The sequence below is a fragment of the Prosthecobacter fluviatilis genome (assembly GCF_055388355.1).
Genome location: NZ_AP043782.1, coordinates 5,305,510 through 5,327,862, shown reverse-complemented (window position 1 = coordinate 5,327,862; position 22,353 = coordinate 5,305,510). Strand labels below are relative to the sequence as shown.

The 22,353-nt window shown below is 60.2% G+C and carries 21 protein-coding genes; 13 read left to right on the top strand and 8 right to left on the bottom strand.

What is annotated here, in order from left to right; genetic code table 11:
• The first annotated feature begins 11 nt into the window (after positions 1-11).
• From ACZ5WW_RS20855 to ACZ5WW_RS20840, 4 genes are all read left to right on the top strand, one after another.
• A complete protein-coding gene (locus ACZ5WW_RS20855; protein WP_377162473.1) occupies positions 12-1,088 on the top strand; it encodes a polysaccharide biosynthesis/export family protein in 1,077 nt (358 codons plus the stop codon).
• A complete protein-coding gene (locus tag ACZ5WW_RS20850) occupies positions 1,085-2,485 on the top strand; it encodes a glycosyltransferase family 4 protein (protein ID WP_377162471.1) in 1,401 nt (466 codons plus the stop codon). Before ACZ5WW_RS20855 ends, ACZ5WW_RS20850 begins: the two co-directional genes overlap by 4 nt.
• Entirely contained in the window at positions 2,424-3,641 is a 1,218-nt protein-coding gene (locus ACZ5WW_RS20845) for an acyltransferase family protein (protein WP_377162469.1), read from the top strand. The genes ACZ5WW_RS20850 and ACZ5WW_RS20845 overlap by 62 nt, the downstream gene beginning before the upstream one ends.
• A gap of 132 nt (positions 3,642-3,773) precedes the next feature.
• Entirely contained in the window at positions 3,774-4,439 is a 666-nt protein-coding gene (locus ACZ5WW_RS20840) for a response regulator (protein WP_377162467.1), read from the top strand.
• 3 nt (positions 4,440-4,442) lie between these two features.
• On the opposite strand, the gene ACZ5WW_RS20835 is transcribed toward ACZ5WW_RS20840, so the two are convergent.
• Positions 4,443-5,846, bottom strand: coding sequence for an O-antigen ligase family protein (locus tag ACZ5WW_RS20835; RefSeq protein ID WP_377162465.1), 1,404 nt, complete (start codon positions 5,844-5,846; stop codon positions 4,443-4,445).
• 103 nt (positions 5,847-5,949) lie between these two features.
• Between ACZ5WW_RS20835 and ACZ5WW_RS20830 the strand changes: the two genes are divergently transcribed.
• The gene (locus ACZ5WW_RS20830) at positions 5,950-6,753 is read left to right on the top strand and encodes a glycosyltransferase family 2 protein (protein WP_377162463.1); all 804 of its coding nucleotides are present in this window, start codon (positions 5,950-5,952) and stop codon (positions 6,751-6,753) included.
• Here ACZ5WW_RS20830 and ACZ5WW_RS20825 read toward each other — a convergent pair.
• Both ACZ5WW_RS20825 and ACZ5WW_RS20820 read right to left on the bottom strand, forming a co-directional pair.
• Complete coding sequence (locus ACZ5WW_RS20825) at positions 6,722-8,314, bottom strand: DEAD/DEAH box helicase (protein WP_377162461.1); 1,593 nt, start codon at positions 8,312-8,314, stop codon at positions 6,722-6,724. The genes ACZ5WW_RS20830 and ACZ5WW_RS20825 overlap by 32 nt on opposite strands.
• Positions 8,315-8,399: 85 nt before the next feature.
• Positions 8,400-8,882 carry a GNAT family N-acetyltransferase gene (locus tag ACZ5WW_RS20820; protein WP_377162459.1) on the bottom strand — a complete coding sequence of 161 codons (483 nt, stop codon included), beginning with the start codon at positions 8,880-8,882 and terminating at the stop codon, positions 8,400-8,402.
• A 216-nt stretch (positions 8,883-9,098) separates the two neighbouring features.
• Between ACZ5WW_RS20820 and ACZ5WW_RS20815 the strand changes: the two genes are divergently transcribed.
• On the top strand, positions 9,099-9,899 hold the full coding sequence (locus tag ACZ5WW_RS20815; protein ID WP_377162457.1) for a L,D-transpeptidase family protein: 801 nt from the start codon (positions 9,099-9,101) through the stop codon (positions 9,897-9,899).
• A 12-nt stretch (positions 9,900-9,911) separates the two neighbouring features.
• On the opposite strand, the gene ACZ5WW_RS20810 is transcribed toward ACZ5WW_RS20815, so the two are convergent.
• The 4 genes from ACZ5WW_RS20810 to ACZ5WW_RS20795 are packed head-to-tail and all read right to left on the bottom strand — an operon-like array spanning position 9,912 to position 13,246.
• Positions 9,912-10,763, bottom strand: a complete 852-nt coding sequence (locus ACZ5WW_RS20810; RefSeq protein ID WP_377162455.1) for a nitrilase-related carbon-nitrogen hydrolase — start codon at positions 10,761-10,763, stop codon at positions 9,912-9,914.
• A 21-nt stretch (positions 10,764-10,784) separates the two neighbouring features.
• On the bottom strand, positions 10,785-10,913 hold the full coding sequence (locus tag ACZ5WW_RS20805) for a FeoB-associated Cys-rich membrane protein (protein ID WP_377162453.1): 129 nt from the start codon (positions 10,911-10,913) through the stop codon (positions 10,785-10,787).
• A gap of 12 nt (positions 10,914-10,925) precedes the next feature.
• Positions 10,926-13,010, bottom strand: a complete 2,085-nt coding sequence (gene feoB, locus ACZ5WW_RS20800; RefSeq protein WP_377162451.1) for a ferrous iron transport protein B — start codon at positions 13,008-13,010, stop codon at positions 10,926-10,928.
• Positions 13,007-13,246, bottom strand: coding sequence for a FeoA family protein (locus tag ACZ5WW_RS20795; protein ID WP_377162449.1), 240 nt, complete (start codon positions 13,244-13,246; stop codon positions 13,007-13,009). The genes feoB and ACZ5WW_RS20795 overlap by 4 nt, the downstream gene beginning before the upstream one ends.
• Positions 13,247-13,441: 195 nt before the next feature.
• On the opposite strand from ACZ5WW_RS20795, the gene argH reads away from it, so the two are divergent.
• From argH to tatC, 3 genes are read left to right on the top strand one after another with little or no spacing between them, the layout of a single operon-like run.
• Complete coding sequence (argH, locus tag ACZ5WW_RS20790; RefSeq protein WP_377162447.1) at positions 13,442-14,812, top strand: argininosuccinate lyase; 1,371 nt, start codon at positions 13,442-13,444, stop codon at positions 14,810-14,812.
• Between the two features lie 5 nt (positions 14,813-14,817).
• Complete coding sequence (locus ACZ5WW_RS20785; RefSeq protein ID WP_377162445.1) at positions 14,818-15,420, top strand: NUDIX hydrolase; 603 nt, start codon at positions 14,818-14,820, stop codon at positions 15,418-15,420.
• A 37-nt stretch (positions 15,421-15,457) separates the two neighbouring features.
• Positions 15,458-16,597: a twin-arginine translocase subunit TatC gene (tatC, locus tag ACZ5WW_RS20780; RefSeq protein WP_377162443.1), complete on the top strand. Its 1,140-nt coding sequence runs from the start codon at positions 15,458-15,460 to the stop codon at positions 16,595-16,597.
• Positions 16,598-16,656: 59 nt separating this feature from the next.
• On the opposite strand, the gene ACZ5WW_RS20775 is transcribed toward tatC, so the two are convergent.
• Entirely contained in the window at positions 16,657-17,865 is a 1,209-nt protein-coding gene (locus tag ACZ5WW_RS20775; protein ID WP_377162441.1) for a hypothetical protein, read from the bottom strand.
• A gap of 126 nt (positions 17,866-17,991) precedes the next feature.
• Here ACZ5WW_RS20775 and ACZ5WW_RS20770 point away from each other — a divergent pair, with 126 nt between their 5' ends.
• From ACZ5WW_RS20770 to eboE, 4 genes are all read left to right on the top strand, one after another.
• Positions 17,992-18,714, top strand: coding sequence for an isoprenyl transferase (locus tag ACZ5WW_RS20770; RefSeq protein WP_377162439.1), 723 nt, complete (start codon positions 17,992-17,994; stop codon positions 18,712-18,714).
• A gap of 63 nt (positions 18,715-18,777) precedes the next feature.
• Positions 18,778-20,250, top strand: coding sequence for a sigma-54-dependent transcriptional regulator (locus tag ACZ5WW_RS20765; RefSeq protein ID WP_377162437.1), 1,473 nt, complete (start codon positions 18,778-18,780; stop codon positions 20,248-20,250).
• Positions 20,251-20,338: 88 nt separating this feature from the next.
• Positions 20,339-21,031 carry a 3-keto-disaccharide hydrolase gene (locus tag ACZ5WW_RS20760; protein ID WP_377162435.1) on the top strand — a complete coding sequence of 231 codons (693 nt, stop codon included), beginning with the start codon at positions 20,339-20,341 and terminating at the stop codon, positions 21,029-21,031.
• 129 nt (positions 21,032-21,160) lie between these two features.
• Positions 21,161-22,345 (top strand): metabolite traffic protein EboE, encoded by a 1,185-nt coding sequence (gene eboE / locus ACZ5WW_RS20755; RefSeq protein WP_377162433.1) that lies wholly within the window; start codon positions 21,161-21,163, stop codon positions 22,343-22,345.
• Positions 22,346-22,353 lie beyond the last annotated feature (8 nt).

Genomic DNA, 22,353 nt, shown 5'->3' with positions numbered 1-22,353 from the left:
GAAGTTTGCGCATGAGAGCCACCGCCATGACCGCCTGCTGCCTCACGCTGCTCAATGCCTGTGCGTTGATGAAGGAGCAGAAAAAATTCGATGCCCGCGCACCTGGTCCTGCCTCAGACGCCACCTTCACCAAAGGCAAACTGCAGGAACCGATCCGCCCCGAATGGCTGAAACCCTCAGCCAAGCCCCGCGCGCTCGGCCCGGGAGACAAGCTCGAAATCGAAATCATAGGCGAAACCGGTACACGGACGGACACTTTTGTCACACCTGACAGCAAGCTCTATTTCGATCTGCTTCCAGGCATTGATGTGAAGGGAAAGCCTGCCTCGCAGCTCCGTGAGGAAATGGAAAAAATGCTCACCCGCTACTACAAGCAGCCGCAGGTATCGCTGACGTTGAGAGAGGTGGTCAGCCAGCGAGTTTGGGTGCTGGGACGCGTCAATGCCCCGGGCATCTACCCCCTGAACCGTCCCATGCGGGTGCTGGATGCCGTCACCCAGGCCGGCGGGCTTTACGCCGCAAGTTTCACCGGCACCACGGAAGAACTGGCCGACCTCAGTCACAGCTTTCTCATACGCAGCGGCAAAATGCTGCCGGTGAATTTTCAAAAGCTCATCCGCGAAGGCGACCTGACTCAGAACATCTATCTCGAGCCCGATGACTTCATCTATCTCCCGTCGTCAATGACCAACGAAGTTTACGTCCTCGGTGCGGTCACAGAGCCCAGGCCCGTGGGCTTCATGAATGAGATGAATTTGATCACCGCTCTGGGCCGCGGTCTCGGCATCCGCCCGGAGGCAGACCTCGCGCATGTCACCATTGTGCGCGGCTCGCTGACAGAGCCCCAGATAGCCACGGTCAACGCCAGGGACATCATTCAGGGCAAGGCCACCAACGTGCGCCTTGAGCCCGGAGACATCGTGTATGTCCCGGGCAGAGGCAGCATGTCCCCCCAGGGGTTCTTGCATGACGCGGTCAATACCTTCACACGCCTGGTTGCGGCCAATGAAGGCAGCGCAGCGGGTGCTCTTCACAGCTCCCCCATTGGTTTGAACCTCAACATAGGCCCTACAAGCCCCACACAATGACGCCCGTTTCCCGGCGCCTGCGCCCCCTCATCATTGCAGAGGCAGCCAATCCGACCCTTACGAGCGCGGCGTTGGTTGGCTGGTCCTGTGCGAAGGCCATCTCAGCTCAGACCGACGCCCACATCGTCACAGAGTGGCGCAATCGCTCCGACTTCCTCCAGGCCGGCATGGTTGAGGGAGTCCACTTCACCGCCATCAACAACCGGCGCCTCCAGCACCTCTCCTGGAGCCTGGCCACAAAGTTCAGCCGCAAAGGCAGCTTCAGCTGGAGTCTCTACGCCGTCCTTTCCAATCTCGTTTACCCGTTCTTTGAGCGCAAATTGTGGCAGACATTCGGGCCCAGGCTGAGCGCCGGAGAATTCGACCTCGTTCATCGTCTGCTGCCTCTTTCACCCACCACACCAAGCTGGATCGCCCCCCGGCTGAAACAAATCGGCGTCCCCTTTGTGCTCGGCCCGCTCAACGGAGGTGTGCCTTGGCCCCAGGGATTTGAAGATCTGCGTCAGCAGGAACGCGACGGCGCAGGACGGCTGCGCTCATTTTACCGCTTTTCACCTGGACTGAAACAAACCCGTGAATGCGCGCATGCCATCCTCACAGCCTCACGCACGACTCTCCATGAAATGCCCGCCCATCTGCGCAGCCGCTGCATCTTCATGCCGGAAAATGCAGTCGATTTGGAAAAGTTTCCCCCATCCCCCAAAGCAACAGCCTCAACAGGCGCCAATGCTCCCCTGCGTATCTCCTTCGTAGGCCGTCTCGTAGCTCTGAAGGGCGTGGACATGCTCATTTCCGCTGCCGCGCCTCTGGTTCGGAGCGGTGCATTGCACCTGGACATCATAGGAGACGGCCCTGAACGCGAACGGCTGCAGTCCATGGTGCAGGCAGAAAACATCTCGTCAGGTGTGTCCATGGACGGCTGGATCCCGCATGCCCAGCTCGGAGCACGCCTGCGCGAAAGCGATCTCTTCGTGTTCCCCAGCATCCGCGAATTTGGCGGTGGCGTGGTGCTGGAAGCCATGGCTCTGGGCATCCCCGCCGTCGTGCTGGACCATGGAGGCCCCCCTGAGCTGGTCCCCCCAGGCACCGGCTTCGTGCTGCCCATGACCACGCGTGACGACATTGTCGCCCGCATGCGCCAGTTGCTCACAGAGCTGCATGGAGATCCCACCCAGTTGCAGTTAGCAGGCGAGCTGGCGCAGGCACACGTACGCAAATATTTCTCCTGGGAAGCCAAAGCAGCTCAGATCCATGAAGTTTACCGCTGGGTTCTGGGACACCGTGCAGCCAAGCCCGACTGGGGCACCCCCATGGGTTTCGCACCTCCAGAAGCAGATGCCGAAACTCCAGTTAAGTCCGTCCTTCACCCCGCACTCGTTCCCGGTCATGGCATCTAGTGAGTCCAGCCAAGCTGCATTTCACATCGCCTCGCTCGATGGCATGCGCGCAATCGCCATCATGATTGTGTTTCTCAGCCATGCAGGCCTTTCCCATGTGGTGCCTGGCTTGTTCGGGGTCACCGTTTTCTTTTTCCTCAGCGGTTACCTCATCACCACCCTGCTGCGCATGGAGTGCGAACGACACGGCAGCATCAGTCTCGGCCAGTTTTTTCTACGACGCACCCTGCGCATTCTGCCACCGTTCTATCTGGTCCTGGCTGCTGTCGCCATGCTCACAGCATTCCACATTCTCCCGGGAGGATTTCATGGTCAGGCATTCATGGCTCAGGCACTTTTTGGCGCCAACTACTGGGAGATCTCCGGCGGCGTACAGCCGCCTGGCACAGAAATTTTCTGGTCGCTCGCCGTCGAAGAGCACTTTTATCTTCTCTTTCCGTTCTTCTACCTCGCCTTGCGGCGGTGGCTGCCGGAGCACCGGAAGCAGTTTGCCTTGCTCATGACACTCTGTGCCTCAGTGCTCGCATGGCGCATGCTCCTGGTTCATCACTTCTCCGTTGTTGATCTGCACTCCGGCACCGCACATCATCCGCGCACCTGCCACGCTACGGACACACGTCTTGACGGCCTTCTTTACGGCTGTGCACTGGCTGTCTGGGGAAATCCGGCCTTGGATCCCACTCGCATTCGCCGCAGTCACTGGCTGTGGCTGGCACTGCCTTTGTGTTTCGCGCTGCTGGTGGCCACGTTCGTCATTCGCAGCGTTCCTTTTCGCGAGACCTGGCGTTACACCCTTCAGGGACTCGCACTCATGCCCATCTTCATCACGGTCATCCGTTACCCCGATGCCCTGCCGCTACGTTTCCTAAACTGGCGCTGGGTCAGCCGGCTGGGCGTGCTTTCATATGCCTTTTATCTGACACATGCCCTGCTGCTTTCGCTGGTGCAGCACTGGCTGCCGGCCCCTGCAGGCTTGAGCCAGGTCAATCTGATACTGGTACGGGGAGTCACAGCCCTGCTGCTTTCACTGGCAGTTTCAGCTGCAGTTCATCGGTGGGTTGAACAGCCATTTCTGCGCCTGAGACGCCGTCTCGGCAGCAGCCCACGAACTTCGAGCCATAAGCAATCGGCGGAGTTGGCGTTAAATCACATTTAGTAAATCCTAAATCTTAATTTATTCTCACTTCAAAGGCCTGCTTTGAAACGGCCTCGGCTTGCGGTTTGCGAATTTCGTTCGGAGCTTACTCATGTAACACGCTTCCAGTGTTTCTTTTGAGCTTCTAACTTCATGAACACCCAGCCCTCCATTCGCGTCGCCTGTGTCGAGGATGATCCGCAGTTTCAGGCCCTGCTGAGAAAGATTTTGATCCCCGAGCGAGGCTTTGAACTACTGGCTGTTTTCGACAACGCCGAGCAGGCCGTGGCATCCATCCTGGACTCCAGGCCTGATGTGGTGCTGCTCGACATGAAACTGCCGGGTAAGACAGGCATTGAATGCCTGGGCATGCTCGAATCCCACATGCCCGCAACCGCTTTCGTCATGCTGACCGGAGACGACACTCCCCAGCAGGTCTTTGCAGCGTTGAAAGCAGGGGCCTGCGGCTACGTGCTCAAGTCTGTGCCTACGGAGCATCTGCTTGAAGCCGTTCGCGCTGCCGCTCTCGGCGGAGGGCCGCTCAGCCCTGCCATTTCACGCATGGTGATCTCCACATTTCAGACCAGGGCTGCCGCAGCCCAGCCGCGCATCCCCGGCATCACCCAGCGTGAAAATGAACTTCTGGGCCTGTTTGTGAAAGGTCTCAGCGCCAAGGAGGCCGCCTACGAAATGGGCATCAGCTACGAAACGGTGCGGGATTATTTGAAGACGATCTATCAGAAGCTCAAGGTGCGCTCACGCACCGAGGCGGTGCTCAAATACGTGCGCAATCAGCAGGGGCCGGCGCTCGCGTTTTGACCATCAGGCACGCTGCAGTCTGTCGCGCCGGTCTTCAGCCCGGCGGCTCATCTCCATCCCGGACACCATTCCCGCAAGCATGAGCCAGTGGGAAAGGTTCTTCGTCTGCGTGAGAATCCGCTCGACCGTCCCATGCAGGTAGCAGATGGAAAGCGCCACGAGTATGCCGAATGCAACATAGCCCGTCAGGCTTCTGCCATAGTGGAGCCATGCACGGGCCGCACACCACAACGTCGTTATCTCAAACAGCAGAAACAGCCCCCACCCCGTCCAGCCATTCTCCGCCAGCAGCAGCCAGTAAAGGCTCTCTGTCAGCGGGTTGGCCCAGTAAAATTCATCCAGGATGGCAAAGCCGCGGCTTTCATCCCACTCCTCCAGCACCGCACTGTATTTCGCCCCCAGCGGACGGCTGTTGGCGATGCCGTAGTTGTTCCATCCGATGCCCAGCAGAGGGTAGTCATGCAGCATGGCCTTGCACTGGCGGTTGAGCACCGGGCGCAGATCCTCCGCGTTCTTTTCCTTGCTCTCCTTCACCTCTTTCAACCTTGAGTTCAAAGAGTCCATCGCAAACATCATCACCATCACAGCTCCGGCCAGTCCCATCACCGAAAGCAAAGCCGTGCGTACTCCGGGCCCGCGCAGCCATCCCATCCCCAGCACAATGGCGGCACCCACGGCATAGGCGGCGAGCGCCGCTCTGGAAACTGACAGCAGCACACACAGCCCCGCAGCCCCAAATGCCGCAAGGCACAGCCAGAGCAGCCGCCCCTTGACCTCCTTGTTCAGTGCGGCTGCAAACACCACACACGCCGTCATGTAGGCCCACATGGACATCGGGTTCTGGTGCTCAAACCAGCCTTTGATTTGAAAGTAGCCTTCAAGATAGCGCATCTTCATGCAGATCCACGCCTGCACCACCAGGCTGAGCGCCAGCCCTGTGAGCGCGGCTCTCAGATCTTTGTCATCACGCAGGTACATCGCCGCAGCCACAAAGATCAGCGTGCCTTTGCCAAACCGTGAAAACGCCATCCAGGCCAGCGAGGCGTCCCAGGCATTGAAGACAGACAAAAGGCCTGCCATGGCCCACATCGCATACACCCAGGTTCCCGGAGGCAGGCCCTTGCGCCGTGGCATGGCCGGGTCCCGTGGACTTTTTGCCACGGCAATGATCAGCGCTATCGCAAACACCTCGATCAAGGAAACCTCAAAGCCCTTGGTGTGGCCTCGGTATTTTTCGATGCTGCCTATCATCAGCGTAAACCTTCCCGGCGGCAGCGACGGCATGAAAACCATCAGCCCAAACAGCGCCCGCTGCCACGCACGCCGCGGCGCCAGCAAGCCCCCCAGCAAGGGGGCAAAACCGCCGTAGAGCAGCAGGGCCGTGAGTAGTTTGAAAAAGTCCTTCACCCTGGAAATCAAACCCTGTCCTGCTCTCATCTCACCGCCCCCGATTGCGGGGGGGGCAAATCTTTCCACACGCACGTAGTCTTGCCCACAGACCATCCGCTTCATGCGTCCCACCCTAGGCATCCTGATCCGTTTCAAAAACTCCGCCGCCACGCTGCCTCGTGTCCTTCACCGGCTGCACGCGCAGACCCTCCGCCCCCACACCATTCTCGGCGTGGACACAGGCAGCACCGACGGATCAGCAGCACTCATCACTCAGGCAGGCGGCAGTGTGGTCGCATGGACGCAGCCCTACCACCATGCACGCGTGCTCAATTACGGCCTCACGCATCTGCAGACCGATCTCATACTGGTTCTGAGCTCTCATACCACCCTGGATGATGACGATGCCCTGGAGCAAATGTGCGCGGCTTTTGAAAACCCGCGTGTCGCCTGTGTCAGTGCAAAGTGGGACGACGACCCATACTACAGCGATGCCATCACCTGGGATGAGTTGCTCGTCAAAGGACTCAAGTTTGGCTCCATCTACAGCAACAGCATGGGCATGATCCGCCGCAAAGCATGGGAGGCCGTCCCCTTCGATGAAACACTGCTCACAGCCGAAGATTACGCCTGGGCCATCGAGCAGCTGCGGCTGGGCCACATCTGCAAGCGCCTGCCCCTGCGTTTTGGCTACGACCGCAGCGGTCATGACCGGACATTCGAGTTTGCGCAGCTTGTGTTTCATTTCGCGCGCCGTTACAAGCTCCATGTCGCCTGGCTGGGCGCCACGCGCAGCCTCCAGCAGATGCTCAAGGCACTGGTCATGCCCCGCCCGGGCATGCCATCACCGGCATTCCACTATCAGCGGCTCAAAGCCTGGGCGCTCATGCGCTTTACCGCCGCTTCTTCTTTTTCCGGCCGGTAAGGATGGCGCGCGCGCGGTCCTCGTCGTCGAGAGCCGTCGTGTACTTGTAGGGGAAGCCTTCCAGTTTCCGACGCTCGATCTTCTGACTGATGAGCCGCTCGATTGAGGCCACGTTCATCAGTTCGTCTGCCGCAAACAAAGTGAATGCATCCCCTTCTTTTTGCGCACGGCCCGTCCGCCCGATCCGGTGCACATAATCCTCCGAATGCTCCGGCACCATGTAGTTGATGACATGGGTCACGCTGCTCACATCCAGGCCGCGTGCGGCCAGGTCGGTTGCCACGATGATTTCAAATTCGCCCGAGCGGAAACCTTGCAGCGCACGCTCACGGTCGCGCTGGCCGATGTCCGAGTGCATGACGGCCACCTTGTACTCATTGAGCTGGTTCAGCGCGGAGTAGATCTGGTCAGCCTGCACCTTGGTGCGCGTGAAGATCATGACGCTTTCGAAATGGGTCTGCTTCAGGATCGCGAGCAGGAGCTCCATGCGCTGATCGCTTGCCACGGGGTACATGTAGTGGCTCACGGTCTCCGCAGTCGAGGCGCGGATGCCAACCTCGATGCTTTCGGGATCTTTGAGCGCGAAATCCGCCAGACTCTTGATCTGGGGTGGCATGGTCGCCGAGAAAAACAGCGTCTGCCGTGCAGTCGGTGTCTTCTCCACGATTCGACGCACATCAGGCAGAAAGCCCATGTCGAGCATGCGGTCCACTTCATCCAGAATCAGCACCTCCACGTCGCGCAGGTCAGCGATGCCTTCCTGCATGAAATCGAGCAGGCGTCCCGGTGTGGCCACCACGATGTCCACCCCCTGCTGCAAACCTTTGCGCTGCTTTTCATAACCCACACCACCATGCACGAGAAGAACCCGCAGTCCGGTGTGCTTGCCGTATTTCTCAAACTGCTCAACGACCTGCGCTGCCAGCTCACGGACAGGTTCGAGGACGAGCACACGGAATTTCCCCGGAGCCCCCATGCGGGTGAGCGTCGGCAGTGCAAAGGCAGCGGTCTTGCCAGTACCTGTCTGGGATGCGCCGACCACATCTTTGCCGGTCAGGATGATGGGGATCGACTTCTCCTGGATCGTCGTGGGCTTCTCATAGCCGCTTTCGCGCACAGCCGCCAAAACAGCAGGCGAAAGACCCAGCACTTCAAACGCCTCCGGGTACGGGCCTTCTGGCACGGGCGGGGCAGGCGGCGGCGGCACCGGAGCGTGGTTTTCACGCACAGGCTTGTCTTCGCGGGGGCCACGTGCGGGGCGCTTCTCATCCCGGTCACGGCCTCGTGGTCCGCCGCGGCGTCCGTCACGTTCGCGCGGCGGGCGTCCCTCACGCTCACGTGGCGGGCGGGCGCCTGGCTCACGGGGTTTGTCCTCATGCGGACGCTTGTGGGCGTGGATGGTGGCAGGGTGATGATCTTTCGCATGTCCATGCTCTTTGGCAGGCACATGGGGCGGTTCCTTCTTCTTGCCTCCACCAATGACACGTTTCAGCCCAGCTTTGAAGCGGCTGAAAAGGGAGGGTTTCTTCGGGGTGTTTTCGGGTCTGCGTGGGGTGGTCACAAGCGTTTCTAGAGGTAGGAGGCAGGGTGTATCGACCAGTTTGGGGGACAATGCAAACCCGCAGACATCCGGCCGGGGGGGAGGATCACAGCTTCATCGCATAGTGCACTTGGCGGGCGACCTCCTCAAAACCACAGCTCGGATAAAGGTGCTGGCCGATGGCATTGGAGGCCATCGTCTCGATCTGCGCCAGTTTCATCCCCTCCGTCCGCATGTAGTCGAGCGCGTGCTGGATGAGACGGCGCCCCAGCCCCAGCCCTCGGGCGCTTTCCACCACGGCGATGTTGGGAATACGCCCCCGCTCATTCACCCGGTCCAGCCGGGTGGTAATGTAGCCCAGAATCTCACCGCCACGCTCGGCCACAAAGCAGCCCTCCGGGCACTGGGCCACGTCGTCGTCGATGTGGCTTGCCTTGCGTACCTTCCAGTCCCGCTCATTCCAGAGGCCAAATTTGTGCTCCAGCATCTGCTCCAGAGCGACACTTCCGAAGGAAGCCACCGTAATTTGTCGCAGTTGCGACAAATCTTGCTCCTCAAAAGGGCGGATGTGCAGAGGTAGTTCGTCCATGGTTGCTAGAGTTGTAAAACGGGTCAAAGAGTGCCATGCTATCCCTTGGGACAAGTATCAATCGCTCAAATGGCACGGGTCTTGCGAAATACATGCCAGCTTGCTGGCGTTGACCAAAGTATTAATTCAGAGTTGCGAACATCTTAGTTTATATCATTCTTCTAGCACATGCTGCTTTTTAGCCGGACTTTTAGAAAACCCTGTTTTGCTGACTGCTTGGTCAAGGCAGTCGCGGGTGTCCTGCTGGCTGGCTCCCTCAGCCAATGCACTACGCCACCCAAAGGAGATGTCGTGGTCAGTGTCAAAGATCAAAAACTCGGCATCTACAGTGAGGGCAAACTCACCAAGGAGTATGTCATCTCGACTTCAAAATTCGGCCTCGGCGACCAGAAAGGCAGCAATCGCACGCCCCTGGGTCAGCATGAGGTCATCGCCAAAATCGGCAAAGGCCTGCCTGCAGGGGCCGTGCTGAAAAGCCGCCGCTGGAACGGTGAAGTGCTCAAACCCAACGCTCCAGGCCGTGACCCCATCGTCTCCCGCATCCTCTGGCTCAGAGGCATGGAGACCACCAACAAAAACGCCTTCAACCGTTACATTTACATCCATGGCACCCCGGAGGAAAATCGCCTCGGCCAACCCGCCAGCTACGGCTGCGTACGCATGGGAATGAAAGATGTGGTTGATCTTTTCGACAACGTCAATGTCGGCGCCAAAGTGGTCATCACCAAAGGCCACCTTCCCCCCAGCGAAAAGGAAAAACCTGCTGAGGTCGTGACCGATGGGGACGGCTCACCCGCGCTCAATGCCCCGTCCACAACTTCTGCTCAGCCCATCGAAGTGGCACGCCTCGTCCCCACCGAAGGTGAAAAGAAGCGCGCTGAAGAAAACGAAGCCCGGTCCTCAAAACGCACCCCAGAGGCTGAGAATGAGAAGCCTGCCCCCAGAAAGTCGGCCAGGCACAAGTCCGACACCAAGGTCGCAGGCCATGCTTCCACCCGGTCCAAAGCCAAGGCTTGACCAGCGCAGGGATCAGCCCACCACCAGTTCGAAGGCAGGCATTTTTTTCAGCAACGAGGGATTCGTTTCCTGGGGCATCCGGCGCATGATCTGCAGCCGCTTGGGATCAAGGGTCAGCCGCTGCTTCTGAATCCCGCCCTCATACACCGCGCTCTCGTTCCACCTCGGCTCCTCTCGGAACGCCGCCTGCGAAGGGAAATACACCGCTGTGCGCCCCACATTTTCATCGATCAGTCCGGCGTCAGCCTTGCCTGTCAGGTGAGATACTCCGACGATGCAACCCAGCTCCACCGCGCGTGCCGAGGCACAGCGGTCCACCCGTTCCACCCCCAGGAGGGTCTCCGTGGCACTCGGCACCAGGATCATGTCCACCCCTGCACCACGCAGCCGCACGCTGATTTCGGGGATCTCAATGTCCAGGCAGATCACCACCGCAAATCGCAGCCCGCCAAATTCCCACAGTCGCAGTTCAGTGCCCGGTGAAAACTCCGCCTCCCACGGTGTCAGGTGCAGTTTGTCCTGAAACAGGATGTTTTCCTCCACCAGGATCGGGGCACGGTTACGCAATTCCTGGCTCTCCTCGTGCCAGAACGGCACAGTACCCAGCACCACCGCCTTCCTAGGACGGATCAGCAGAGATTTCACCGCCGGCAGCACTTCGCCCCAGAAAACCTCGGCCACCCGCCTGAGCGTTCTCGGCTCGACCAGCGGCTCCAGGCCCACCCAGGTAAATTCCGGCAGCAGCACAAGGTCTGCCCCGCTGTCCCAGGAGGCTTCCACACAGTCCACCACCACCGCGGCAAATGCCGCCGGCGTTTTGGCCGCAGCGCCAGGGTCAAACGTACAGAGATCAACAGTAATCATGGCCGTGGCACACCCTGCGCCTCATTTCCCACACCCGCAACTGCCGCCGCAGCCCGGCTTCTTCCGGCGCTTGGCAGAGCGGATGATGAACAAGGCGATCGTTACAAGCACGACCCCGATCGCTGCGATGGATTGCCAGTCTGCGTTCATGGTGTGGAGAGGTTAGTAGCCCAGCGCGCTGCCAATCTGGAAAATCAGCAGGCTAAGTACATACGCCGTTCCCGTCATATATCCGAGCTGAAACAACGCCCATTTCCAGGAGCCCGTTTCCCGCTTCACAATCGCCGTCGTGCTGATGCACTGCATGGCGAAGACGTAAAATACCAGCAGGCTGATGCACACCAGCGGAGTATAGACTGGCTTCCCGTCCGGCTTGCGCTCGGCTGCCAGCTTGTCACGCAGCGGGTCGAGGTTTTCCTCGTCGTCACTCTCCACCGCATAGACCACCGCCATCGTCGAATTGAAGACCTCGCGGGCGGCAAAACTGCCGATCAGGCCGATGCCGATTTTCCAGTCATACCCGAGGGGCTTGATGGCAGGCTCGATCAGACGGCCCGCCTGCCCGGCAAAGCTGTATTCCAGCTGCTTCGCCTTGTCCTCCGTGTTGCTTTTGGGGTAGGTGGATGCGGCCCAGATCAGAATGGAAATGCCCAGGATGATCGTACCGGCCCGAACCAGGAACGCCTTCGCACGTTGCCACACCAGCAGCAGGATGGACCTCAGGGCCGGACGCTTGTAGGGCGGCATTTCCAGAATCATCGGGCTGACAGCCCCCTTCATGATGCTGCGGCTGAAAATCCAGGCGAAAACAAAGGCACCACCCGTTCCCAGCGCGTACAGGCCCGCAAACAGCGCGGCCTGTGTCAGCGCCCCCACCTTCCCCGTGGGAAACAAAACTCCGATCAAAAGCGTGTACACCGGCAAACGCGCAGAGCATGAGGCCAGCGGCGCTATCAGGATGGTGATGAGCCGGTCTTTCGGATTGTCGATCGTCCGGGCCGCCATCACCCCCGGCACAGCGCAGGCATACGAGCTGAGGAAAGGCAGGAAGGATTTTCCATTCAGCCCCACCTTGCTCATCGCCCAGTCCATGATGAAGGCCAGCCGCGCCATGTAGCCCGTGTCTTCCATGATGCCGATGAAGAAAAACAGGATCACGATCTGCGGCAGGAAGATGACCACCCCGCCCACACCAGGAATCACTCCGTTGACGATGAGATCCCTCAGGTCCCCTTCCCCCATCAGTCCTTCCACCCAGCTGCCGAGCTGGCCAAACCCACCATCAATCCAGTCCATCGGCACGGCGGCCACGGAGAAAATGAGGTAAGCCAGCACCATCAGCGCCACCAGCATGTTCACAAAACCCAGCACCGGGTGCAGAAAAATCCGGTCCAGCTTGCTGGTCAGTGTCTGCGCCTCCTGCTCTGGCCGTTTGAGCACCTCGCTGCAAAGCGCCTCGATTCCCCGGTAGCGCTCCGTCACCAGTTCATCTTCCCAGCCCGGAAAGGCAGCGTCGATGCTCTGCCTCAGTTCATGCACTCGGCTCATCTGTGAATCCGCGATTCCATAGTGCGTCGGGTCATGCCCTGACAGCAGGTACAGAGGCTCCAGCAGGGACGCTCTGGCGTGGATCGCCCCCGTCTCACAGAGCGGACCTCGGCTTTGCTCCAGCGCCTTCTTGACCCCTTCGGGAAGCACGGCGCTTTTCCACTTCGGCAGGGTCAGGTCCGCACGGCTGAGGGCCTGTTTCAGCTCGATCAGGCCCTGCCCGGAGACTGCCTGGGTCTTCACCACCGGCACCCCCAGCAGTTCAGACAGCTTGGCGGCATCAATGCGCCATTGACGCTGCTCGGCCACATCCACCATGTTCAACACCAGGATCGTCGGCAGCCCCAGCTCCAGCACCTGGCTGACAAGATAAAAATTACGCTCCAAGTTGGCCGAATCCACCACACAGACCACCCGGTCCGGGCGCGGCGTCTCCGGCCGGCGCCCCAGCAGCACATCACGCAGCACCGCCTCATCTGGAGAGCGCGCGTTCAGGCTGTAAGCCCCTGGCAGGTCGATCAGCCGCAGCTTTTTGCCGTGCTGGCTGTAGCACTCGCCGATTTTCTTCTCCACGGTCACCCCGGGGTAGTTGGCCACCTTCTGCTTCAGCCCGGTGAGCAGGTTGAAAAGCGTGGTCTTCCCGGAGTTCGGGTTCCCCACGATGGCGATGAGCGGTATCTCAGTGGTGGCCTGGCTCATGCGGCGGCGGGGGAGATGGCGATGAATGCCGCCTCATGATTGCGCATGGAAAGGTGGGAGCCGCGCACGCAGATCTCGATGGGCTCACCCAGAGGAGCACGGCGCGTCACCCGCACGCGTGTCCCGGGGACGATGCCCATCTCACGCAGCCGGGTGAGGCCGGACCGCCCTGTGGGCATGGCCTGTACGATGGCTTCGGAGCCAACGGGGAGTTCAGCTAAAGTGGCGGCTGGCATGATAAAGAGAAAACGGTGCTGCAATTGAGACTCTGTCGCAAACTTTGCGTTGAGATTAACAAGAACCTCCATTCTGGCAAATGCGTACTTTGAGCAGATTTTGTGCTCCCAGGCTCATTTCAGCCTCTTTCCACACACTTGCCACAGCGGTTGCACCGCCGCTGAAAGCCGCTAGTCTGCGCGCCCTCAAATTTTATGTGGAAAGGCCGATTTGCTCAGGAAACCAGCGCTCTCGTTCAGCGCTACGGAGAATCTGTGTCGTTTGACTGGAGGCTCTACCCCCACGACATCGCCGGTTCGATCGCTCACTCCAAAGGACTGCTCAAAGCAGGCATCCTGACCTCTGAGGAGCAGCATCAGATCGAAACCGGTCTGCTGGCGATCCGCCATCAGATCGAGGCAGGAGACTTTGAGTTCAAGGAGTCTCTCGAAGACGTCCACATGAACATCGAGTCCGAGCTCACCCGGCGTATTGGTCCCGCAGGTGCCAAGCTCCATACCGCCCGCAGCCGCAATGACCAGGTGGCCACAGACGTGCGCCTGTATTGCCGCACGGAGATCACCCGCATCCTCGGGCTCATTTCCTCCATGCAGGCGGCCCTCGTCGAGTGTGCCGAGCGCGGCGGAGACACCGTCATGCCCGGCTACACCCATCTGCAGCGTGGCCAGCCCGTCCTATTCGCCCATCACCTCCTCGCCTACGTGGAGATGCTCGCACGTGACGCCTCCCGCCTCGCCGACTGCCGCCAGCGCCTCAACGTCATGCCCCTCGGCTCTGGCGCACTGGCGGGCAGCACCATCATCCTCGACCGCGAATTTGTGGCCCAGCAGCTCGGCTTTGCTGGTGTGACTCAAAATTCCATGGATGCCGTCAGCGACCGCGATTTCGTCGCCGAGCTTCTCTTCGCTATTTCCCTCCTCGGAGTTCATCTCTCCCGCCTCAGCGAAGACGTCATCCTCTGGGCCAGCGCCGAGTTCGGTTTCGTCACCCTCAGCGACGCCCACACCACCGGCTCGTCCCTGATGCCGCAGAAAAAGAACCCGGATGTCGCCGAGCTCACTCGCGGCAAATCCGCACGCCTCATCGGCAATCTCATGAGCATCCTCACCCTGCTCAAAGGCCTGCCCATGACCTACAACCGCGACCTGCAGGAAGACAAGGAACCCCTCTTCGACTCCATCGACACCACCGTCATCGCGCTCGAAGTCTTCACCGAGATGATCACAGGCATGGACGTCAACCAGGCCAAAACCACCGCCGCCGCCAGCGACCCCATGCTCCTGGCCACCGATCTCGCCGACTATCTCGTCAATCATGGCGTCCCCTTCCGTCAGGCCCACGAAGTCATCGGCAAACTGGTGGCCTACTCCATCGAGCAGCAGCGCACTTTCGGCGACATGAAGCTTGAAGAATTCCAGCGCTTCTCACCGGCCTTCGAAGCCGACGTGACTGCCTGCCTGAACCTGGAAACCGCCATGACGGCCCGCAAAGGCATCGGCGCCCCATCTCCGCAGAACGTGAAAGCTCAGCTTGCACGCTGGCGCAAAGCCCTCACCCCTGAGTGACCTGCATGCAGATTCCGGATTTTGACCTCTACACCCCAGGAGCCGAGCCCGGCTGGCAGAAAACCCGCAGCGAAGCCCTGTTTTTCAATCCCCACGTCGGGGTCGAAAAAGCTCATTTCACCACCCCAAGCCGTGGAACAGAGGTTCCCTGGATGGTGGTCAAGCGCAAGGCCGCCGTGGCCATCGCCCCCGTGCTGGAGGACGGCCGCTTCGTCATGGTTCATCAGGAGCGCCTCCCCGTCATGCAGACCATGTGGGAATTTCCCGCCGGTCAGATCGACACCGCAGTGACCCGTGAGTCCGTCATCCACACCATTCAAAATGAACTCCGTGAGGAGTGCGGCTGCGCGCTCCACCCGGATCTGGGCACGCTCCAGCCGCTTGGCTGGTATTTTCCTTCGCAAGGTTTTACCGACGAGATCGTTTATCTGTTTACGGCGAAGCCCGTGTGTGTCGTCAGCCGTCCGGAACCGGATGGCAGCGAACACATCAGCGACGTGCGGTTTGTCAGCGCGGGAGAACTGCGTGGGATGATTGCTGCCAATGCGATCACCAACGCCCTGACGCTGGCTCTCTACGCGCGGATCGCGGCCAAAGGACTGCTCTAGCCCTGCGCACCCGCAACTTCCTTCCCCCCTCACTCCCATGTGGTCCGGCCTACTCCAAAAAGTCTTCAAAGTTCGCGAAAAAGTCGCCCTGAATCTGGGCGGCAAAGGCGATGAGGAAAAACCCTTCCTCGATCACCTCGAGGACCTGCGCAAAATGATCGTGCGCATGGCCATGACGCTGCTGGTCTCCACGATCATCACGTTCTGCTTCTACGAGCAGCTCTTTGAGATCATCAAGCACCCGCTCTGGGCCACCGGAGTCATCAAAACCCAGGAGCAGCTCAAGGCCATGCTGCAGATCCTGACACCTCAGGAAGGCTTCCTCATGGTCATGAATCTGGCCCTGATCGCCGCGGTGATTTTATCCTTCCCCTTGCTGCTCTTATTCTTGCTGCAGTTTGTCCTTCCAGGGCTGAAACCTGAGGAAAAAAAGGCCATTTTCCCCGCCATCGGCATCGGTGCCGGCTTGTTTCTTCTGGGTGCCAGCTTCGCCTTCTACGTCGTGCTCCCCAAGGCGCTCGAATTCTTTTACACCTTCAATGAGAGCCTGGGCATGTCCAACGGCTGGCGGCTGGACGGCTACGTGAAGTTTGCCACCCGCTTCATCCTGCTCTTCGGCGTCGCCTTTGAGCTGCCGGTCATCGTCATGGTCCTGGTGAAGCTCGACTTCCTCAACTACAAGCTCATGAGCACGACGCGCTCCTACGCCATCGTCGCCATCGCCATTTTTGCGGCTGTCGTCACCCCCACCCCCGACCCCTTCACCATGCTGGTGCTCGCAGGCCCCCTCTATGTGCTGTATGAGACCTGCATCTGGCTCGCTTACTTCATGGAGAAGAAAGACCGCGCCGCCTACCCTGAGTACTACGCCGACATCGACAAAGACGAAAAAGCGCTGGAAGAATCTGCCAACGACGACTGGGACAACGAAAACTACAACCCCTGGTCCTCAGCCGATGACGACGACGAAGACAAGGACGACTACCAGTCTCCCGCCGCCAAACCATCCGCGCCACCACCAGACGTTGAACACTCCGAAGTCGAAGACCAGGGAGAGGACCAGAGTTCTCAGATGCCAGATGAAGATCCGGCAGACCTTCCGACCCGCGAAATGACCCTGGAAGAACTCGCCCGCGAAGACGAAAAACGCTCGGGTGAGCCTCCCCAGAATTCATAACGCCGGGCCGAACGCCTCAAATCTTGCCAAAGAGACGCAGTGTGACCCGCTGCGTCTCTTCAGCGTTCAGGTGCGCCTTCACAATCAATGACCAGCACACACGGCGCATCAGACTTGATGTCGAGTCTGCGCACGAGCAGGCGGGCAAGATACGACTTCCCCCACTCGGTTTCACGATCCATGAAGCGCCCCAGGGGCGTGTCACGCTCGACACATGCCACGAAATGCGGCTGCCCCCCGCCCGAAACCTGCACGTCAAACGTGATGTACCTTGGACGCAGCTCCACAGCAATGTCCAGACCGTGGCTGGGCCGCAGCGCGACGTAAAACCAATCCGCCTCTCCTGCGGGCTTTTTGAGAAAGCCGGCCAGAGCCCCTGAGTGGGTCTCCCTCAGCAGCGGCCAGCTGATCCGGCGTTTGCCATCGCCCCCCTTCTCCAGGCGCACCAGAGCACCATTGGCACAGGCTGAAGTCACCAGCTTGAACACCAGCACCGGCTCACCACCTGGCAGCGTCTGCGGCATTCCAGGAATGCGGGAAAGCAGCCGAAGCTCCGTTTTGGCACCACCACCAAACAAGGCTTCGATTTCAGCACCGTATTTGGCCGCCTCGTGGATGCAGGCGGCCCGGCCTTCCGCGCTGTCTGCAGCAAACAGCTCCGTAACCAGTGCTTTCGTGTCTGCGGTCACAGCTCCCGCATCCGGAGCCGGGATCACGGCACGGGAAATCTGCGTTGGAGGCACGCTCGGCTCATTCGGCACCGGTTCCTTGCCATGAGACGCTCCTGCCACGGCCCCAGGCTGGCCCGCCGATGCGTTGACACTGTCCCACCACAGCCACAGAGCGCCACCGCACACAGCCGCAAACGCCAGCACGGCACAAATTCCGCGCCAGGGGGAGCTGCGCAGGTGCGGCGGCGGCGTGAAGTCGTCCCTCGGCGGCGGCCCACCCGTCGGCAGCAGCGCCTGTGAAGGGTGCAAAGTCGGACGTGCCACAGATATCGTAGGCATGGGCACCGGCGGCGGCTGGGCAGGCTGCCACGCCGCAGGCTGCGCAAAAACAGGCGGGACTGGTGCTGCCTGGGCCTGGGAAACACGCCTCCGCACCTGCGCCACCCCTGCCACCTGGGCCTGCGTGCCAAAATAGCCCCTCAGCGCATTATGCGCGCAATGCGGACACTGCACCATGCCTTCCATGCTTTGCTGCATGGAGAGAAATGCCTGGCCGCAGGCCGGGCAGATCAGACTGGCGGTGGTGCCTGGGTTCATCTTGCGCAAAAACTTACCCCATGTGCGGCTTCTTGCGCGAGCTGATTGCAGCAATCCGCCACAAGACGGGCGCGCACGCAGAACTTTCTGGCGCACAGGGCGGCATGCAGTAGATTTTCCCCTCGCATGAGTCGCCCCAATGATGATCTGAAACCCATTCCCCGTCACATAGCCATGATCATGGACGGCAACGGTCGCTGGGCGAAAGAGCGGGGGCTGCCACGCACCGAAGGCCACCGCGCCGGCGCGGAAACCGTGCGACGGGTCGTCGAATGCTGCGGAGAAATCGGCGTCGAATTCCTCACCCTCTACGCCTTTTCCTCTGAAAACTGGAAGCGCCCCAAACGCGAAGTCGAGGCGCTGATGAAGCTGCTCGAAATCTTTCTCCGTGGCGAGCTGCCCCTGATGATGAAGCAAAATGTCCGGCTCCAGGCCATCGGCCGTCTCCACGACCTGCCCCAGTCCTGCCAGAACGAGCTCCACCGCTGCATTGAGGCCACCTCCCAAAACACCGGCCTCACCCTCATCCTGGCTCTCAGCTACGGCGGCCGGGAGGAAATCATCGACGGCGTCAAAAGCCTGCTGCGCAGCATCGAAGGCGGACACCTGGACAAAGCCATGATCGATGTCGAAATGTTCGGCAAGCATCTCTACACACGCTACTATCCAGATCCTGACCTCCTTATCCGCACTTCGGGAGAGGTTCGTCTGTCAAACTTCCTGCTCTGGCAGGTCAGCTACACCGAGTTTTACATCACCGAAAAGCTCTGGCCGGATTTCTCCAAGGAAGATCTGAAAACCGCCATCCGTGCCTTCCACCAGCGCCACCGCCGCTTCGGAGGCGTATGACGAATGTTGACCTCCCCCCCAATTGCTGCGATAACGCACTTCCAACCCAAAAATTAACGCCTAATGCCAGATAACCCGGATACCCACCTCATTATCGTGGATCCAGATGCCGACTTTCTCGCATGGGCTGCCGCCCATCTGAAAGCACCGGGCGTTTCCATCAGCACATTTGAGCGGGCCGAAGACGCCCTGGCCTCCTATGTGAAAAAGCGCGCCGACCTGCTTCTCTCTGAAGTCCGTCTGAATGGCACCACCGGCATCGAGCTGCTCAAACGGCTGCGCCAGACCGATCCGCAGTCCATGGTCATCCTCTTCAGCGGCACCGCCACCACCAGCCACGTCATCGAGGCCATGCGCCTTGGCGCCTACGATGTGCTCGGCAAGGAGCGCCTGCCCTACGAGCTGCGCACCGTTGTCGAAAGCGCCCTCACCTCCATCGAGGCCCGCAACGCCACCCGCGCCCAGAGCGCGGAGGTTCCCACCGAATCGATTCAGGAGACCATCATCGGCCGTTCGGCGCCCATGCAGGAGGTCTTCAAGCTCATCGGCCGTGTCTCCCGCTCTGACGCCCCCGTCATGATCACCGGAGAGAGCGGCTGCGGCAAAGAGCTCGTCGCCGGTGCCATCCACAAATTCAGCCCTCGTGCCCAGAAGGAGTTCGTCGCCATCAACGTCACGGCCATCCCTGACAACCTCCTCGAAAGCGAAATCTTCGGCCACGAAAAAGGCTCCTTCACCGGCGCGGTGAATCAGCGCGTCGGACGCTTTGAACAGTGCGACGGCGGCACCCTCTTCCTCGACGAAATCGGCGACATGCCCCTGGCTGTGCAGAGCAAGCTCCTGCGCGTGCTCCAGGAGGGCCAGTACTCCCGCGTCGGCAGCAACCAGACCCTCAAGACCGACGTCCGCGTCCTCGCCGCCACCAACAAGCATCTCGAAGACGAAGTCGCCAAGGGCAATTTCCGCGAGGACTTGTTCTACCGCCTCAACGTCGTCCGCATCCACATTCCGCCGCTCCGCGAGCGCCGCGAAGACGTTCGTCTGCTGGCTGAATTCTTCCTGCACCGCCTCTCGGCACGCCGCCGTGGGCCGCAAATGCGCTTCACCGATGACGCGCTCGACATGCTCGACGCCTACGACTGGCCCGGCAATGTCCGCGAACTGGAAAACACCATCCAGCGCGCCTGCGCCCTCTGCAATTCCGACGTGCTTCTGCCCTCGGACATTCCGCTTGGCAGCAAAGGCGCCCGCCACATGGACCCCTCCAGCACCGTCACCCGCATGCGCGATGCCCTCAGCATGCTCGTCAGCGTGGCGGAAAAAAGCCCCGACATCGAACTCCTCCCATGGGTGGAGCGCGAACTCTCCCGCCTGGCATTTCGTCATTTCAGCGAAGATGCCGACCGCACCGCCAAGTTCCTTGGCGTCACCGGCGCAGCGCTGCAAAACCATCTCAGCGCACCCGCTGTCAAAAAGGCGGCCATTGAGCCCACCCTCAGCGTCCCGGCAGTGAAAAAGGCCAAAAAAGCCAGTTAAACCACTGCCCTTCTCAGACCGCTGCCCCCCTTCCGGGCCGCTTCAGTCGTTAGACCCGTCTCAGACCTTACGTTAATCCAACCTCTCTATGCTCAAACAACTCACGCTCACCGCCCTTGCGGCGCTCTCATTCACCACCTCCCAGGCCGAAGACGGCTGGATTTCCATGTTCAATGGCAAAGACCTGACCGGCTGGAAGTCCAATGAAGAAGTCCCCGGCGTCTTCACCGTCGAAAACGGCGAGCTCAAAGTCAGCGGCGGCCGCGCCCATCTGTTTTACGTCGGCGAAACCGGCGAAGCCAAGTTCCAAAACTTCGAGCTCAAGCTCAAAGTCAAAACCACCCCCGGCTCCAACAGCGGCGTGTACTTCCACACCCAGTACCAGGACAAAGGCTGGCCGGACAAAGGATTTGAGTGCCAGGTCAACAGCACCCACACCGACCCCAAGAAAACCGGCAGCCTCTATGGCGTCATCAACATCCTCGCCCTCCTGGAAGGCCAGAAAGAGCCCGAAGGCGGCAAGCATATCAAAGTGCCCCTCGCTCCCAGCACAGACGGCGAATGGTTTGACTACCTCATCAAGGTCGAAGGCAAGCACATCACCCTTTCCGTCAACGGCAAGGTCACGGTCGACTTCGTCGAGCCCGAAGGATGGGACCCCGCCAAGGAGCTGAAAAACATGCCCGGCCGCAAGCTCAGCGAAGGCACCTTCGCCATCCAGGGCCACGACCCCAAGAGCACCACCTACTACAAGGACATCTTTGTGAAGGTGATTCCTTGATCTGACACGCACATTCCCTCCCTCACAGCGGGCGTCCGAAAAGGACGCCCGCTTTTTTATGCCCGGCCGATGAGCCAACTTGCCTGACGATTCATTTGACGCGGGGCTTCGTTCTGAGCACCTAGCACCATGCTCCTCAACCACGGCATCCATCTCGGCTACTGCACCAACATCCACCGCGGAGAAACGTGGGAGGAAACCTGGAACGGCCTCAAAAACTACACCCTGAGGGTGAAGGACCGTGTCAGCAGTGGCAGCCCCTACGGCATCGGCCTGCGCCTCAGCCTTCAGGCCGCCCTGGAACTCAGCGCTCCCGGAAAAATCGACGAATTCAAAGCCTGGCTGGACGCCAATGGCTGCTACGTTTTCACCATCAACGGCTTCCCCTACGGCTCCTTCCACGGCACCCGCGTCAAGGAGCACGTCTTCAAGCCGGACTGGAGCACCCCTGAGCGGCTCGAATACACCAATCTGCTCTTCGACATCCTCGCGCAGCTTCTGCCCCCGGGTGTCAGCGGCAGCGTCAGCACCCTGCCCGGTTCACACAAAACCTTCGCCATTGGCTCGGACGAGTTTCAGGCCATCTTCACCAATCTCCGACTCTGCCGCGAGCACATCGAAAAAGTCGCCGCCAAATCCGGCCACGACCTCCATCTCGGCCTCGAGCCCGAACCCCTCGGACTGTTCGAAACCAGCGGCGAAACCCTCAAATTCTTCGGCCTCTACCTCGACCGCCACCCGCAGGACCGCGACTTTTTCAAATTCGTCGGCCTCAACTACGACACCTGCCACCTCGCCATCGAGTTCGAAGACGCGCAAACCGCGCTCAAACGCATCACCGGCGCCGGCATCCGTATCAGCAAACTTCACTTCAGCTCCGCTCTCAAGCTCAAGCCCACCCCCGAAAACGTGTCCAAGCTGCACGCCTTTGACGAGCCGGTGTACTTCCACCAGGTCATCGCCAGCTACGGCAAGGACGAGCCTCTGCGCCGCTTCAAGGACCTGCCAGACGCCCTGCAGTTTGCCGCTGCCAGCCCCGGCAGCCTCGGCGAAGAATGGCGCGTCCATTTCCACATTCCCATCCACGCCCAGCCCGGCGGCGGTTTTGACAGCACACGGGATCACCTGCTTGGTGCCATGGACTGGCTCTCCCAAAACCCCTCCAAATGCCAGCACATCGAAATGGAGACCTACACCTGGGAAGTCCTGCCGCTGGAAATGCGCAGCGGCGACGTGGTGGACCAGCTCGTGCGGGAGTACGAATGGACGCTGGCTGAAATGCGCAGCCGAAATCTGACACCCTGGGCAGACTGATCACTAGC